The sequence below is a fragment of the Sulfuricystis thermophila genome, assembly GCF_004323595.1.
Classification (GTDB): domain Bacteria; phylum Pseudomonadota; class Gammaproteobacteria; order Burkholderiales; family Rhodocyclaceae; genus Sulfuricystis; species Sulfuricystis thermophila.
Genome location: NZ_AP019373.1, coordinates 1,203,192 through 1,217,986, shown reverse-complemented (window position 1 = coordinate 1,217,986; position 14,795 = coordinate 1,203,192). Strand labels below are relative to the sequence as shown.

Genomic DNA, 14,795 nt, shown 5'->3' with positions numbered 1-14,795 from the left:
CCATAGAGGATGGTTTCGTCGAGTGTTTCACCTGTCATGGCGAGCGCACGTTTCCTGAAGCAGCAACTCTTCTTGCCCCTGCTGGTCCTGATCGTGGGGCTGGCCGCCACCGTCGTGCTGTTCCTGCGCGCGCAGGCCTGGGTCGAGGAAACGCTCGACGAGGAATTGCGCCACGAGGCCGGCCAGCTCGCCGCGCGGATGCAGCAGCAGTTCGCATTGCAGGAAGAAACGCTGCGCGGTCTGGCCGGCTTGTTCGTCACCTCGGATGAGGTGACCCGGCGCGATTTCCGCGCCTATGTCGCTCGCCTCGACCTCGCCGAGCGCTTTCCGGCGGCGGTCGAATACCGCTACGCGCGCCATCTGCGCGCGCAAGAGCTTCCTGGCTGGCAGCGGCAGGTGGCGGCCTCGCTGGCCGAGGTGGGCGAGCAGCCTTTCCAGCCTGCGCCCAAGCCGGCCGGCGAACGCGCGAAATACCTGCTGGTGGAATATGTCTATCCGTTCAATCCGGCCGCTCTCGGCCTCGATCTCTTGCCAGGCCCGCGGCGCAAGGCCATCGCCCAGCTCGAAGCCAGGGCAGAGCTCGCGCTGAGCGAGCGGCTCGCCAACGAATACCCGCAAGCGCCGCACTACGCGCTGATGGCGCGTCTGCCGGGCAAATCCGAGGAAATCCTTCCCGGCACCGTGGCGCTGATCTTCCGCCCCGACCGGCTGATCCAGGCCATCGCCGCGTCGAGCGATGCCGGGCTGGATCTGGAGCTCTACGACCGGCCGGCAACGGCGCCGCTCGGCGGCGCGATCCCGCCGGTCTTCGACACCCACGCAGAAGAAGATGCGCCCCATGCCGCCCAGCATCTACCCTTGCAGGCGCGGTTGCCGATCAAGGTCGCCGACGCCGAATGGACGCTGGTGGTCACTGCGCTGCCCAACTGGGAACCAGCGGTGCAGGACCGCTGGTTCCCGATTGCCGTGGCTGGCTTGGGCCTGTTGCTGACGCTGCTATTGACGTTCGCGGCGGACTGGATCGTGCGGCGCTGGCAGCGGGCCGAAGAACGGTATCGAGACCTCGTCGATCATCTTCCGATCGCCACCTTCGTGGCCGATCGCCAAGGCCAGCCGTTATTCGTCAGCCCACAGATCGAGACACTCACCGGCTGGCCGGCCGAGAGCTTCATCGCCCAGCCGGATCGCTGGTTGAACAGCCTGCCCGCCGAAGACGGTGAGCGGGTGCGCGGCGAGTATATGGCCGCCATCGCCGAGCAACGGGCGTGGATCAGCGACTTTCGCTGGCAGCGGCGCGAAGGCCGGATGGTCTGGCTGCACGTCGAGGCGCATTTTTTTCACGGTGAGATGAACGGTGCGCTGTTCGACATCACACGCCAGGTCGAGGCCGAGGAAGCCCTGCGCCGGCTCAACGCCGAGCTGGAGCAGCGCGTCGCCGAGCGCACCCGGCAGCTGGAAGCGTTGCTCGTGCAGCGACAGGACTTCCTCGCCACGATGAGCCACGAGATCCGCACGCCGCTCACGGGTCTCTTGGGCATGCTGGAGCTCCTTTCGCTCTCCCCGCTGCCGGACGAGGAACGCCACCAGCTGGCGATCGCGCGCGAATCGGGCAAGGCGCTCTCGCGCATCATCGACGACATCCTCGACTACTCGAAGATCGAGGCCGGCCGGCTCACGCTCTCGCCCGAGCCCGAAGACCTGCCGGCGCTGATCGATGGCGTGCGCGACGCCCATCTGGCCACGGCCAGCGCCAAGGGCATCTCGCTGATGAGTTTCGTCGATCCGCGCCTGCCGCGCGCGCTGGTGATGGACGGCCTGCGCGCGCGCCAGATTCTGCAGAACTTCGTCTCCAACGCGCTCAAATTCACCGCCGAAGGTTATGTCGAGCTGCGCGCCGACTGGCTGGGCCAGCAGGACGGCCAGGTCACGCTCAAGCTCTCGGTGCGCGATACCGGCATCGGCATCGCGCCCGAAGTGCAGAAACAGCTGTTCGAGCGCTACAGCCAGGCCGACCACACCGTGGCGCGGCGCTATGGCGGCACCGGCCTGGGGCTGGCGATCTGCAAGCGGCTCGCCGAATTGATGGGCGGCGAGATCGGCGTCGAATCGGCACCGGCGCGCGGCAGCACTTTCTTCGTCACCTTGACCCTGCCGGTGGCCGAGACTGCGCCGCCCCCGCCCGCCACCGCCAGCGTGGCCTTGCGCCAGCTCGACGGCGGCGGACGGCCGGTGCTGGTGGCCGACGACCATCCCACCAACCGCGCGCTGATCGCGCGCCAGCTGGCGCTGCTGGGACTGCCGGTGGAACTGGCCGAGAACGGCAACCAGGCGCTGGCGAAATGGAAACACGGCGACTACTGCCTGATCGTGACCGACGTGCACATGCCGGTGATGGACGGCTTCGAGCTCGCGCAGGCGGTGCGCGCCATCGAGCGCCAGGAAGGCCGCAAGCCCACACCGATCATCGCCTGGACCGCCGCCGCGATGGGCGAAGAAGTGGCCCGCTGCCGCGCCGCCGGCATGGACGACGTGCTGGTGAAGCCCACGGAACTGGCCACGCTACGCGCCGTGCTCGCCCGCTGGCTGCCGTTCGCCGCCGACAACGGCGCGCCCATCCCCATCGATCCGGGCATGGTGCTCGACCGCGCGGTACTCGGTCAACTCGCCGAAGGCGCCGAGGAGGAACGGCTGATCCTCGCCGATTTCGTGAGCCAAACCCGCCGCGATCTCGCCGAGCTGGAAGCGGCGCTCGCGCGTGACGATGCGGCGGCCGCCACGCGCGAAGCCCACCGCATCAAAGGCGCGGCGAAGATGGTCGGCGCGCTGCGCCTGGCCGCGCGTGCCGCGCGCGCCGAGGAAGCCGCCCGCCGTCATGACCTCGCCCAAGCCGCCGAGCGGCTGCGCGAGATCGAGGCGGACCTGGCCGAGCTGGAAGCCAGCGCGGGGCTTGCCGCCCCGCCGGCGGCGGAGCCGGCCAATCCCGATGCGCCGCCGGTGTTCGACCCGGCGGTGCTCGCCGACATGGTGGGCGATTCACAAAAGTTGCAGCACGAGCTGATCGACAGCTTCTTTGTCCATGCCGATGCGCCGCTCGCCGAGATTCGCGCGGCCTACGAAAGACGCGCGGCGCGCGATCTCGCCCGCGCCGCCCACAAGCTCAAGTCCTCCGCCCGCGCGATCGGCGCGCAGGAACTGGCCGCCTTGCTCGCCGCGCTCGAAGCCGCCGGCAACAACATCGACTGGGAAGCGGCCGCGCGCGGCTATCACCAACTCGATGAGGCCTGGGCGCGGCTGGTGGCCCGGCTGCAAGGAGCGCACGAATGACCGCCTCGCTCGCCTGGCTGTTCGCCGATGCCGATGCGATCGAGGAAGTACGCGCGCTGGCCGAGGGCAGTGGATTCCGCATCGAAGCCTTCACGGATGGGGCGAGGGCCGCCAAACGCTATGCGCAGGCGCCACCGGCGCTCTTGCTGTTCGCCCATGTCGACCTCGCGCTGGCCGAGCGCGCGTTTCTGGAGCTCTTTCGCACTGCACCCGGTTTTGCCGGCGGCGATCATCCGTCGATCCTGCTGTGCAAGGGGCAGGATGTCGATCTGGCCTACGATCTGGTCAGGCGCGGCGTGTTCGACGATTATGTGGTGTTCCGGCCGCTCTACGATCCGCACCGGCTGGCCATCAGCATCCGCCATCTGACCGGCGCACGGCGCGGCGAGGATCAGGCGGCGGCCGCGCGCCGGCAACTCGCCGCTGCACAAACAGGCGCTTCAGCGCTGCACGGCGCGTTGACGCGGCAGGCGCAAGCCAGTGAAGCGGTGGCCGCCGATCTGGCCGCCGCACGCCAGCGGCTGGTCGCGGCCGCACCGGAACTGCATCCAGTGATCGAGGCGGCCTGCTCGCCGGCCGAACGGCGACTGGTGGCCAGCTCGGCCGAGGCACGCAACACCGCCGCCGCAGTGGCGCCACAACTGAGTCAGGCGGCTGCCTGGCTGGCGCAGCAGCCGCAGCGGCTGGTGGTCGTCGATGACGATCCGGTCTATCTGAAAGTGCTCGCCTCGATGCTGGAATCCGCCGGCTACGAAGTGCGCGCCTTTACCGATCCGCAGGGCGCGCTGGTGGCGCTGCCGCGCCTCAAGCCCGACGCCGTGCTGGTCGATGTGGAGATGCCGGGCATCGGCGGTCTGGAACTGATCGCGGCGGCCAAGCGCGTGCCGGCGCTCGCTGGCATTCCCTATCTGGCCATCACCGGCCATGCCGACGCCGAAACGGTGCGTGCCGCGGCGCAACACGGCGTGGCCGGCTTCATCGTCAAACCCGGCCAACGCGCAGCGGTGCTGAGCAAGCTGCGGGAGGCGCTGCCGCCGCCCATGCCGCCGGAGATTGCGCCATGAACCGCCTCTCTTCCATCCTGATCGTCGAAGACCACGACTTCCAGCGCCGTATCCTCGCCCGGCTGCTCACCGCGTTGGGCGCGCAAAACGTGCTCGAAGCGGCCAACGGCCAGGCGGCGCTGGAACTGCTGGACGCCGGCCATGCGCCCGAGCTGGTGATCTGCGATCTCGACATGCCTGAGATGGACGGCATGGCCTTCATCCGTCATCTGGGCGAGCGGCTGCCCGACGTGCCGGTGATCATCGCCAGCGCGCTGGACCCGGCGCTGTTGGGCTCGGTGGCGAAGATGGCCGATGCCTACGGCGTGCGCCTGTTGGGCGTGCTGGAAAAGCCGGTCACGCGCGTGCATCTGGCGCAACTCTTGGCGGTGCGCGAACAGCCGCGGCCGCGCCGTGCCGCGCCGCCAGCACCGAGTTTCGCACTGGCCGAGATCGAGGCCGGCATCGCCAATGGCGAATTCGTGCCCTTCTTCCAGCCCAAAGTGGACATGAAGACCGGCGCCGTGGTGGGCGCGGAAGCCTTGGCGCGCTGGCGACATCGGGAAAAAGGCATCGTCTCGCCCTACGGCTTCATCCTCACGCTCGAGCAGGCCGGCAAGATCGATGCGCTGACCTTCGCGATGCTGGAGCAGACCGCCCATGCGGCGCGGCGCTTCAAGGAGGCCGGGCTGGAGCTTGTGCTATCGGTGAACCTCTCCACTGCCTGCCTCGACGACGTGACCCTGGCCGACCGGGTGCTTGCGACCGTCACCGGCTGCGGCCTGGAGCCGGAGCAGATGGTGCTGGAAGTGACCGAGACCGCGGCGATGACGGCGCTGGCGCCGGCGCTGGAGAACCTCACCCGGCTGCGCATGAAGGGTTTTGGCCTGTCGATCGACGATTACGGCACCGGCTTTGCCAGCCTCGCGCAACTGGCGCGGGTGCCGTTCACGGAACTGAAGATCGATCAGGGCTTCGTCACCGGCTGCGGCGAGCATCCGACCGCGCACGTGATCGTCGAGGCGAGCCTCGCGCTCGCGCATGGTCTCAAGCTCAAGGCCGTGGCCGAAGGCGTGGAGACGCAAGGCGACTGGGATGCGCTCGCCACGATGGGCTGCGACATCGCACAGGGCTATTTCATCGCCCGGCCGCTGGATGAGGCGGCGTTCGTCGCGTTCTGCCGCTCGCGCGGCGTGCAGCGAAGCGCATGAGCGGGCAGGTTATTTTTTTAGGGATTTGTCGGCGGTTTTCAGCCGGCAGGCGGGCTTGCTATACTTTTACCAATCTGTGATCGATCAACACAAGGTAAAGAGTAAAGCCATGGCCGCGACCGCCACCTTATCCAGCAAATATCAAATCTCCGTCCCCAAGGCCATCCGTGACGATCTGCACTGGGAGGCCGGACAGGAGTTCGTCTTCATTCCCAAGGGCAAAGGCGTGCTGCTCATGCCGGTGCCCGAACTGGAGCAGCTCGCCGGTCTGGCGCAAGGCGCCAACACCGAAGGCTACCGCGACCGGCAAGACCGCTTCTGATGCGGGTCATCGACACTTCGGTCTGGATCGAGTGGCTGGTGGGCAGCCCGTTGTGCGACCGCCTGGCGCAGGAAATTCCCGACCGGACGCAATGCATCGTGCCCACCATCGTGCAACTGGAACTGGCGAAATGGCTCGTCAGGGAGGTCAGCGAAGAAGCCGCCGACCAGATGATCGCCTACACGCAAAAATGCATCGTCGTGGCGCTCGACACGCGCCTTGCGCTCCAGGCCGCCGACCTGCATCGCCAATACAAACTGGCGACGGCCGATGCCGTGGTGTATGCGACCGCCCGCGAATCAGGGGTGGACTTGCTCACCTGCGATACCCACTTCGAAAATCTTCCGGGCGTGATCCTCATCAGGAAATGAGCGCGGGTGAGCCGTCGGCGCATAATCACGGCAGAGGGAGGATCCATGACCGTCAGAACGAGACACCCCGAACTGGCAGCCCTGCATGCCCGCAAGAGCGGCAAGGTGGTGAGCGCGCGCGAAGCCGTCGGCCTGATCCGCGATGGCGACATGATCGCCACCGGCGGCTTCGTCGGCATCGGCTTTCCGGAAAACCTCGCCGTCGCACTCGAAGAGCGCTATCTGGAAGAAAGCGCGCCGCGTGGCATCGGGCTGGTCTATGCCGCCGGCCAAGGCGATGGCAAGGCGCGCGGCTTGAACCACCTCGGCCATGACGGCCTCGTCGCGCGCGTGATCGGCGGCCATTGGGGCCTGGCGCCACGCATGCAGGAGCTCGCCGTCGGCAACCGCATCGAGGCCTGGAATCTGCCGCAAGGGGTGATCTCGCATCTGTTCCGCGACATCGCCGCCGGCAAGCCGGGCACATTGACGCGCATCGGTCTGGGCACCTTCGTCGACCCGCGCTTCGGCGGCGGCAAGCTCAACGACAAGACCACCCGCGAGCTGGTGCGGCTGATGGAGATCGATGGCGAGGAGTATCTGTTCTATCGGGCCTTTCCGATCGACGTGGCGCTGATCCGCGGCACGACTGCGGATGAGGAAGGCAACGTGACGATGGAAAAGGAAGCACTGACCTTGGAGGCGCAGGCGATCGCAATGGCGGCGCACAACTGCGGCGGCATCGTCATTTGCCAGGTCGAGCGCGTCGCCGCACGCGGCTCGCTGAATCCGCGCCACGTCAAGATTCCGGGCATCCTCGTCGATTGCGTGGTCGTCGCCGAAAAGCCCGAATACCACATGCAGACCTTCATCGAGCAATACAGCCCGGCATTCTCGGGCGAGCTCAAGGTGCCGTTGTCGAGCATTCCGCCCCTGCCGATGTCGGAGCGCAAGATCATCGCCCGGCGCGCCGCGTTGGAGCTAAGCCCCGGCGCGGTGGTGAATCTGGGCATCGGCATGCCAGAGGGCGTGGCCGCCGTCGCCGCCGAGGAGCGCATCAACGACCGGATGACCTTGACCGCCGAGCCGGGCGTGATCGGCGGCATTCCCGCCGGCGGCCTCAACTTCGGCGCGGCGACCAACACCCAGGCGATCATCGATCAGCCCTGCCAGTTCGATTTCTACGACGGCGGGGGACTCGACATCGCCTTTCTGGGGCTCGCCCAGGTCGATCGCGAGGGCAATCTGAACGTCAGCAAGTTCGGCCCGCGGCTCAATGGCGCCGGCGGCTTCATCAATATCTCGCAGACTGCGCGCAAAGTCGTCTTCGTCGGCACCTTCACCGCCGGTGGGCTGGAAATCGCCGTCGCGGACGGTCGCCTGCGCATCGTCAAAGAAGGCCGCGAAAAGAAGTTCGTGCCGCAGGTCGAGCATCGCACCTTCAGTGGCCAACAGGCCCTGCGGCGCGGTCAGGAGGTGTTTTACATCACCGAGCGCTGCGTGTTCCGGCTCGGGCCGGAAGGGTTGGAACTGACCGAGATCGCGCCGGGGATCGATCTCGAGCGCGACATCCTCGCCCGGATGGATTTCCGCCCGCTCATCCGCACCCCGCTTGCCATGATGGACGCCCGCATCTTCGAGCATGGCAGGATGGGGCTCGCCGGGTGAATCTCGCAAGTTTTTGATTTCGGTCAGATTGCCGTCAGCCGGACATGCTAGGCTGTCGATGCGGAGGTCTTTGAACCCAGATTGTCCATTGAGAGCGGGCTGATTCGCCATGAGCATTCGATACGATCATTTCATTGCCCTACGCGGCGGTTTTCACGCTGCGGGTGGCATCTTTGCGCCCCCGCGTATCGCCAGACAGGGTTATTGGCTCGTCGCGGTGACGCAAACCTGCTCGCCCTCGCTTTTGATACCCGCTCGCGTTCCAATGGACAATCTGGGTTGAACAGAACGGAAAGGGAGCGGAATCATGGCCGGCACGAACGAGCAATTCAGCGAACTCAACCGCAGGAACATGGAAGCGGCGATGCATCTGGCGCAGTTGTCGATCGAGAATTCGCAGCGCGTGTTGGCACTGCAAAACGAGCTGGCGCGCGAGCTGTTCGACGATGGCGTCGCCAACGCACGCGCGTTGGCCGCCGCGAAGGACGCGCAGGAGGTGATGCGGCTGCGCGCCGAATACGCGCAGGAGACCACGCGCAAGATGATGGCCGTCGCGCAGCAGGTGGCCGAGATCGGTAACGAGTCGCGTGCCGCCTTCGCCCGGCTCCTCACCGAGCAACTCGCCTCCGGCAGTCAGGAGATGGCCGATGCCTTCCAGGGTTTCCTGAAGACGCTGCCGGGCCAATCACCGAACCTGCTCGAGATGATGCAGCAGGCGATGGCGAGCGCGAACAGCGCCTTCGAGCAGATCGCCCAGGCCACCACGGCGAGCGTGGCCGGGATGGCCAAAGCCGCGAAATAGCCTACGTCTCCTTCCCTTCCCAACGGGCGGCGGCCCGATCGTCGCTCTCGCGCGCATCGACCCAGCGGCTGCCGGCCGGGGTTTCTTCCTTTTTCCAGAACGGCGCGCGGGTCTTCAGGTAATCCATGATGAATTCGCAGGCAGCGAAGGCGTCGTGGCGATGCGACGAGCTCACACCCACGAAGACGATGTGCTCAGAAGGCAGCAGCCGGCCGACGCGATGGATCACCCGTACCCGCTTCAGCTGCCAGCGGGCCTTGGCCTGGGCGACGATCTCGGCGAGCGCGGCTTCGGTCATGCCCGGATAGTATTCGAGGGTCATCGCGGCGACCTGTGCCGTGCCGCCAGCGCCGACTTCCGGCGCACAGAGCTTGTCGGCGCGCACGAGGCCGACGAAGCTCGCCACCGCGCCGGCTTCCGGGTCGTCGGCCGACAATGCCGCGATTTCAGAACCGACGTCGAAATCGGCTTGCTGGACGCTGACTTCGGACATCTCAGCCTCCCGTCACGGGTGGGAAAAAGGCCACTTCGTCGCCATCCTCGACAGGCGCTTCCCAGCCGCACATCTGTCGGTTGACCGCAGCGCGCAGGTTCTTCGTGGTCAACAGCGCTGGATGGCGTGCGCCGAGGGTCTGGCGCAGCGCGCCGACGGTCGTGCCACCGGGTGGCAGGTCGATGGTTTCGGCAGCAAGGCCGATCGCTTCGCTCAAGCTGGCGAAATAAAGCACTTTGAGAGTCATCGCATCACAACAGGTCGGAGAAAGCGAGAAAACGCACCGTGTCGCCCGGCGCGAAGGTCTGCTGGGCTGGGGTGTCGACCAGGCCGTCGGCCCAGACGCAGGAAGTCAGCACGCCGGAACTTTGATTAGGATACAACTCGACGCGGCCATCGGCAGCGATCCGCGCCCGCAGGAAGCTGCGCCGGTCTTCGGGTTTCGTCCAGGCGGAGGCGGAAACGAGCTCGCGCGCGACCGGCACGACGACCGCGGCGCCCATGCGCTTGAGCAGATAGGGGCGCAAGAAGAGCAGAAAGGTCACGAAGCAGGACACTGGATTGCCCGGCAGACCGATGAAGGCGGTGGACTCTGCCGTTCCCTCGGCGCCGACTTTGCGCACATGGCCGAACGCGAGCGGCTTGCCCGGCTTGATGGCGATCTTCCACAGCGACAACGCGCCTTCCGCCTCGACGGCGGGTTTGACGTGATCCTCCTCGCCGACCGAGACGCCACCCGAGGTGACGATCAGATCGTGTGCTGCGGCGGCTTCGCGCAGTGCCGCGCGTGTGGCCTCCAGCGTATCGGGCACGTGGCCGGCATCGGTGACGGCACAGCCGAAGGTTTCGAACAGCGCGCGCAGGAAGTGGCGGTTCGAGTTGTAGATGCCGCCGGCGGGCAGCGGCTGGCCGGGCTCGGTGAGCTCGTCGCCCGTCGACAATAGCGCGACGCGCAGCCGCCGCCGCACTGGCAGCTCGGCCACGCCGACCGAGGCGGCCAGGCCGATTTCGGCCGGGCCGAGGCGTGCGCCCGCCGGCAGGATTTCGCTTCCCGCAGCGATGTCCTCGCCGGCGCGGCGGATGTTCTGCCCTGCTTTCGGCGCCTGATTGATGATCACCTTGCCATCCGGCACGTGTTCGGAAAATTCCTGCATCACCACCGCATCGGCGCCGGGCGGGATCGGCGCGCCGGTGAAGATGCGCGCTGCGGTGCCGGGCTGCAAGGGCGCACCCACGCTGCCGGCGGGAATGCGTTGCGATACCGGCAGGATGACGCCTGCCTGCGGCACATCGGCACAGCGCACGGCATAGCCGTCCATCGCACTGTTGTCGAGCGGCGGCACCATCACCGTGGAGATGAGCGGTTCGGCGAGAAAGCGGCCGCGCACCGCGGCCAGCGGCAGCCGCCGGATTTCCGTGACCGGGGTGGCGGCGGCGAGCAAGTGTTCGAGGGCTTGTTCGTAACTCAGCATGGGCGTTCCAGGAAATCGAGGATGAAACGGGCGATCGCATCGGGGTCGTTCAGATCCAGCACCGGCAGCGGGCAGTCGATCCGGGCATCGGTCGCCACGGCGACGATGCTGTTGTTCTCCGGCCACAGCGGCGGCCGGCCATGGGCGGGGCGATGCACTTCGAGCTTCGAGATCGGCGTCTGTTTGAAGCCTTCGACCAGCACGAGATCGCAGGGCGAGAGGATCGCGAGTTGCTCGTCGAGCGAAGGTTCGGGCGCGCCGCGCAGTTCGTGCATCAGCACCCAGCGTTTGTCGCAGGTGAGCAACACCTCGCTGGCGCCGGCCTGGCGGTGCCGCCAGGAATCCTTGCCGGGCTGGTCGACATCGAAATCGTGATGCGTATGCTTGATCAGCGAGACCCTGAGGCCGCGCGCGGTGAAGCGCGGGATCAGCTTTTCGATCAGCGTCGTCTTGCCGGAACCGGAATAGCCGGCGAAACCAAACACTTTCATCGTTCGATCACCTTCGCGAAACCGCCACCCGGGGTACGGAAGTTCGTCGTCTGGCCCTGATAGAGCCGGGCGGTGACCAGTTGCACGGTGCCTCGATAGACATAGTTGCGGATGTCCGCCTTGAGCTCGCTCATCTGGCCATCGACTTCGACGGGCACGGTCGAGGGCGGCACATACGCCTGCGCGACGTAATCGCCGGCGAGGATTTCGGCGAAGACGCGCTTGGTGAGCTTGTCGCCGCGATAGGCGCCCTTCGAACCGAAGCCCATCGCCGGCTTGAAGAACAGCCCGCGGCGGCGGTTCCAGAGGTCTTCGGCGCACGCTACGGTCACCGCCTCGGTGCGCGGAATGCCATTCATCAATATGCGCCGCGTCTGTTCCTGCACCCCCCACTCGGCCAACTGGGCCGGATCGGTCAGCGCGACGAGGTTCTTCTTGTCCGCATACAGGGCATGGATCTGCGGGTTCGGCGTCACCACGGTGTCTTCGTGCAGCCAGGCGAGCCGTAGCGCCACCGACTCGGGCAAATCGAGCGTGAAATCGGTCAGCCGGTTATAGACGAGATCGATGCGCGTCTCGGTCACGCCGTCGGAATACCACAGTCCGCCATGACAGATCATCAGCGCCTCGGGCGCGCAGATCGCCGCGCGGATGCCGTGCGCTTCGAAGAGCTGCCGGAAGCCGACGAGCTCCGGGTAGAGATATTGCTGCTCAGGCGTTTCGTCGACGATAGCGACCATGCGCAGTTCGCGCTTGCCGCATTCGCTGCGGAACATCTCGACATAGGCGGCCAGCACGTCGTCGCGTTCGGCCTGCAATGCCGCCAAGAGGCCGCCGCCGGCATTGGTGTTGATCTCGATCAGTCGTGGGCCCTCGGGCGTCAGATGGAAGTCGTAGCCCATGAAGACGCCGCTGGCGGAAGGTGCCGTGCCGTCAGCGCCGAGTTTCAGCGCGACGACCTCCTCCACCGCCAAGATCACTTCGCGCATGCGTGCGTGATCCGCCGCCGTCACGGCAACGCTTGCAGGCGAGAACAGGTGTGGGCGCGCCGCCAACAGGTCGGCAGGAAGGTCGGAGAGTTTCATGCGCCGAGTGTATTCCGAATCAGAGCTTGTGAAAAAAATTCGTCGCGAGCGCAGCCAGGTTGGGGGAGGCCGGAGCGCAGCCACCGGAATGTATATGGACATACATGAGGATGGCGAGCACCGCCCGACCCCAAGATGGCAAGCGCAGCAGAATTTTTCACAAGCTCTCAGTGCGGTGTGGCGAGCTTGAGACCAATAATGCCGGCGACGATGAGCGCGAGGCTCAAGAGCCGCCCGGCGCTCGCCGGTTCGGCGAACAACACGATGCCGAAGATCGCCGTGCCGACCGCGCCGATGCCGACCCATACCGCATAGGCGGTACCGACCGGTAGCGACTTCATCGCCAGGGCGAGCAGCACGACACTCGCCACCATCGCCGCCAGCGTCAGCAGCGATGGCACCGGGCGCGTGAAGCCATCGGTGTATTTGAGCCCGATCGCCCAGGCGACCTCGCACAGGCCGGCCAGCAGCAAGAGGATCCATGCCATGTCAGTTCTCCGGATTTTCGAAAAACGCCGCGACCTCACCGATCTCGCGCGTGCGCCGCATCGGCGGCAGGCTCTGCCAGATGCGCCGGCCGTAAGGTTTGTCGACCAGGCGTGGATCGCAGACCATCAGCACACCACGGTCGGTTTCCGAGCGGATCAGCCGGCCGGCACCCTGCTTCATGCTGATCACCGCGCGCGGCAGCTGCACCTCGAAGAAGGCGTTGCGGCCCTGACGCTTGAGCATGTCGATGCGCGCCGCGAGCACCGGATCGTCGGGCGGCGCGAACGGCAGCTTGTCGATGACCACCAGCGACAGCGCCTCGCCCGGCACATCGACGCCTTCCCAGAAACTCTGGCTCGCCACCAGCACCGCATTGCCCAGTCGCCGGAAAGTATCGAGCAGTTCCGCTTTGGGGCGCTGTCCCTGCAGCAGGAGCGGCATCTCGAGCCGTGCCGCCGCGATGCGCGAGGCCAGCAGCTCGTGGATGCGGCGCATCGCGCGCAAGCTCGTGCAGAGCACGAAAGCCCGGCCGCCTGCTGCCCGGATCGCCGGCCAGCAGGCTTCGACCACCGCATCGCAATAATCGGCATGGTTCGGATCCGGCATGCCGGTTGGACAATAGAGCAAGGCGTGGTTCGGATAGTCGAACGGGCTGTCCCAGCGAGCGGTCATTGCCTCGGCGAGGCCCAAGGCATTGCGGTAGTGGGAAAAATCCTCGCCGACGGCGAGCGTGGCGGAGGTGAAAATCCAGGCGCGCGGATGGCCCTCGAGCTGCTTCCTGAACAGCGGGGCGACCGACAATGGCGTGAGATTGAACGTGGCGCCATAGGTCGTCACTTCGACCCAGCGCACGGCGCTCTGCTCATCCCTCTCCGCCACATCAGCCGGTGCCGTCCCGTCAGCGCCGACTTTCGCCGTCTGCCAGTTCCGCAACGACAGGATCAGCTCCCCGCAGCGCCGCAGGCAGTTGGCCAGTCCTTCCGAGCGTCCCGCCTGGGCTTCGAGATGGCGGCCGAGCTCATCGAGCCTCTTTTGCAGATGCTCCAGCGCCGCGATGGCCTGTGGATGTTGCAGCCATTGCGCGATTGCGAGACGGCCTTCATGCTTGAAAGCCAGGCGCAGATCCTTGGCCGCCTTTTCCAGCGTCTGCGCCGCTTCCTGCAAGGGCGGGTAATCCTTCGCGGCGGCCATGCCTTCGAGCTTCGCATCGCGCGCCAGATCGAGGATCTGTCCCGTGCCGACACTCTCGCCGAAAAAGAGACCCGCCACTTCGGGCAACTGGTGCGCCTCGTCGAAGATCACCGTGTTGCAGGCAGGCAAGAGCTCACCCATGCCGTCGTCCTTGAGCATCACGTCGGCAAAGAAAAGGTGGTGATTGACGACGACGACATCGGCGGCGAGCGCCTCGCGCCGCGCAGCGATGACAAAGCATTCCTTGACATAGGCGCATTCCTGGCCGAGGCAGTTCTCGCGCGTCGAGGTGGCCAAGCCCCAGGCGCCGGAATCTTCCGGCACATCGGCACATTCGGCCTTGTCGCCCGTCGCCGTGATCTTGGCGAAACGCGCGATCTTGTGCAGATGCGCAACCTCGGCGCGCGAGGCGAGCTTGCCGGCGGAGAGCGCGCGTTCCAGGTGATGGTGGCAGACATAGTTGGCGCGGCCCTTCAGCAGTGCGATGCTCGCCGACACGCCGAGCGCCTCGCGCACCGTCGGCAGGTCGCGGTTGAAGAGCTGATCCTGCAGCGTCTTGGTACCGGTAGAAATGATCACCTTGCCGCCCGAGAGCAGCGCCGGGACCAGATAGGCGAAAGTCTTGCCGGTGCCGGTGCCGGCTTCGGCGACCAGCACCTGATTGGCCGCGATGGCGGCCTGCACATCGCGCGCCATCGCGATCTGCTGCCGGCGCGGCCGATAGCCGCTGATGGCCCGATCGAACGGGCCGTCGGCGGCGAAAATCTTCTCCAGATCGGCTTGGGCGGGCATGACGGCGCGGCATGGTAGCACGCATGCCGTGCCACCAGCGCCGAGTTTTACGCCACAATTAC

The 14,795-nt window shown here is 66.5% G+C and carries 14 protein-coding genes; 7 read left to right on the top strand and 7 right to left on the bottom strand.

Features of this window, described 5'->3' with window-relative positions:
• The first annotated feature begins 36 nt into the window (after nt 1–36).
• The 7 genes from M52SOB_RS06160 to M52SOB_RS06130 all read left to right on the top strand — a co-directional run bounded on the left by M52SOB_RS06160 (nt 37) and on the right by M52SOB_RS06130 (nt 8,720).
• Nucleotides 37–3,324 carry an ATP-binding protein gene (locus M52SOB_RS06160; protein ID WP_131111055.1) on the top strand — a complete coding sequence of 1,096 codons (3,288 nt, stop codon included), beginning with the start codon at nt 37–39 and terminating at the stop codon, nt 3,322–3,324.
• Complete coding sequence (locus tag M52SOB_RS06155) at nt 3,321–4,388, top strand: response regulator (RefSeq protein ID WP_131111054.1); 1,068 nt, start codon at nt 3,321–3,323, stop codon at nt 4,386–4,388. The genes M52SOB_RS06160 and M52SOB_RS06155 overlap by 4 nt, the downstream gene beginning before the upstream one ends.
• Entirely contained in the window at nt 4,385–5,578 is a 1,194-nt protein-coding gene (locus M52SOB_RS06150; RefSeq protein WP_126445150.1) for an EAL domain-containing response regulator, read from the top strand. The genes M52SOB_RS06155 and M52SOB_RS06150 overlap by 4 nt, the downstream gene beginning before the upstream one ends.
• A 109-nt stretch (nt 5,579–5,687) precedes the next feature.
• The gene (locus M52SOB_RS06145) at nt 5,688–5,900 is read left to right on the top strand and encodes an AbrB/MazE/SpoVT family DNA-binding domain-containing protein (RefSeq protein ID WP_126445148.1); all 213 of its coding nucleotides are present in this window, start codon (nt 5,688–5,690) and stop codon (nt 5,898–5,900) included.
• Entirely contained in the window at nt 5,900–6,271 is a 372-nt protein-coding gene (locus M52SOB_RS06140) for a type II toxin-antitoxin system VapC family toxin (RefSeq protein WP_131111053.1), read from the top strand. Before M52SOB_RS06145 ends, M52SOB_RS06140 begins: the two co-directional genes overlap by 1 nt.
• Nucleotides 6,272–6,316: 45 nt before the next feature.
• Nucleotides 6,317–7,918 (top strand): acyl CoA:acetate/3-ketoacid CoA transferase, encoded by a 1,602-nt coding sequence (locus tag M52SOB_RS06135; protein ID WP_131111052.1) that lies wholly within the window; start codon nt 6,317–6,319, stop codon nt 7,916–7,918.
• 307 nt (nt 7,919–8,225) lie between these two features.
• A complete protein-coding gene (locus tag M52SOB_RS06130) occupies nt 8,226–8,720 on the top strand; it encodes a phasin family protein (RefSeq protein WP_126445142.1) in 495 nt (164 codons plus the stop codon).
• Between the two features lies 1 nt (nt 8,721).
• Here M52SOB_RS06130 and moaE read toward each other — a convergent pair whose 3' ends face one another.
• The 7 genes from moaE to yoaA form a co-directional block, all read right to left on the bottom strand.
• Nucleotides 8,722–9,213: a molybdopterin synthase catalytic subunit MoaE gene (moaE, locus tag M52SOB_RS06125; RefSeq protein WP_126445140.1), complete on the bottom strand. Its 492-nt coding sequence runs from the start codon at nt 9,211–9,213 to the stop codon at nt 8,722–8,724.
• Nucleotide 9,214: 1 nt separating this feature from the next.
• The gene (gene moaD, locus M52SOB_RS06120; RefSeq protein ID WP_126445138.1) at nt 9,215–9,460 is read right to left on the bottom strand and encodes a molybdopterin converting factor subunit 1; all 246 of its coding nucleotides are present in this window, start codon (nt 9,458–9,460) and stop codon (nt 9,215–9,217) included.
• A 4-nt stretch (nt 9,461–9,464) separates the two neighbouring features.
• Nucleotides 9,465–10,685, bottom strand: a complete 1,221-nt coding sequence (locus M52SOB_RS06115; RefSeq protein WP_131111051.1) for a molybdopterin molybdotransferase MoeA — start codon at nt 10,683–10,685, stop codon at nt 9,465–9,467.
• Nucleotides 10,679–11,176, bottom strand: a complete 498-nt coding sequence (mobB, locus tag M52SOB_RS06110; RefSeq protein ID WP_131111050.1) for a molybdopterin-guanine dinucleotide biosynthesis protein B — start codon at nt 11,174–11,176, stop codon at nt 10,679–10,681. The genes M52SOB_RS06115 and mobB overlap by 7 nt, the downstream gene beginning before the upstream one ends.
• Nucleotides 11,173–12,261 (bottom strand): hypothetical protein, encoded by a 1,089-nt coding sequence (locus tag M52SOB_RS06105; protein ID WP_131111049.1) that lies wholly within the window; start codon nt 12,259–12,261, stop codon nt 11,173–11,175. Before M52SOB_RS06105 ends, mobB begins: the two co-directional genes overlap by 4 nt.
• A gap of 167 nt (nt 12,262–12,428) precedes the next feature.
• Nucleotides 12,429–12,749 carry a quaternary ammonium compound efflux SMR transporter SugE gene (sugE, locus tag M52SOB_RS06100; RefSeq protein ID WP_131111048.1) on the bottom strand — a complete coding sequence of 107 codons (321 nt, stop codon included), beginning with the start codon at nt 12,747–12,749 and terminating at the stop codon, nt 12,429–12,431.
• Between the two features lies 1 nt (nt 12,750).
• Nucleotides 12,751–14,733 carry a DNA repair helicase YoaA gene (gene yoaA, locus M52SOB_RS06095; protein WP_131111047.1) on the bottom strand — a complete coding sequence of 661 codons (1,983 nt, stop codon included), beginning with the start codon at nt 14,731–14,733 and terminating at the stop codon, nt 12,751–12,753.
• Between the last annotated feature and the right edge of the window lie 62 nt (nt 14,734–14,795).